Raw genomic sequence first — 762 nt, 5'->3', positions numbered from 1 at the left:
TGCACTCTACTTCGCCAAACCGGTGCTGTTACCTATGGTGATAAGTACGTTCGTGGCACTGCTGTTTAGCCCGTTGATCAATTATTTTGAAGATAAAGGCCTGCCACGCACGATAACTGTGGTGGTGACGTTGACGTTATTGGTGAGTGTTTCAATACTCGGTTTAGCGGCGATATCAGAACCCGCGAAACAATGGTGGGCTGAGTTGCCAAGCATCGTCCAAAACGTTTCGCAGGAAGTGAATGAAGTGACCAAAGCGTCGTCAGAGCACATGAACGCGCCGCTTGAGCTTGCCAGTGACATGAACATTGACGAGATGGGCAACAACACGGTGTTTTCTCTGCTGAAAGCGCTCGCGACCACCACACCAACGCTGTTAACTCAGGCGATGATTGTGCTGTTTATGGTGTATTTCATGCTTAATCATGGTCGAAGTCTGTTTCGTAAATCGGTATCGCGTTTGCGTGGTTTTTCGAAACAACGTCAGGCGGTGGAGTTGGTGCAGGCTCTGCAGAAAGATTTATCGCGCTACATCGGCACCATTACTTTGGTCAATGCGGGTTTAGGCTTGTGTGTAGGATTGGTGTTTTTTTTCCTCGGCCTTGAAGACCCATTTCTATGGGGGGCGTTTGCTGGGGTAATGAATTTCGCGCCGTATTTGGGACCAGTGATTTCGATGGTGAGCTTTGGTTTTGTCGCGTATCTGCAGTTAGATTCGGTCAGTTTTATGCTGACAGTGGTATCGACATATCTGTTGCTGAA

At 48.3% G+C, this 762-nt stretch carries 1 protein-coding gene; it reads left to right on the top strand.

Annotation, left to right across the window (positions count from 1 at the left end):
• Positions 1–34: 34 nt before the first annotated feature.
• The coding region (locus R7Q46_RS26605) for an AI-2E family transporter (RefSeq protein ID WP_318078144.1) at positions 35–762 on the top strand (728 nt) is incomplete at its 3' end.

This window comes from Vibrio sp. 811 (genome assembly GCF_033339195.1).
This window is presented reverse-complemented; position numbering and strand designations above follow the sequence as displayed.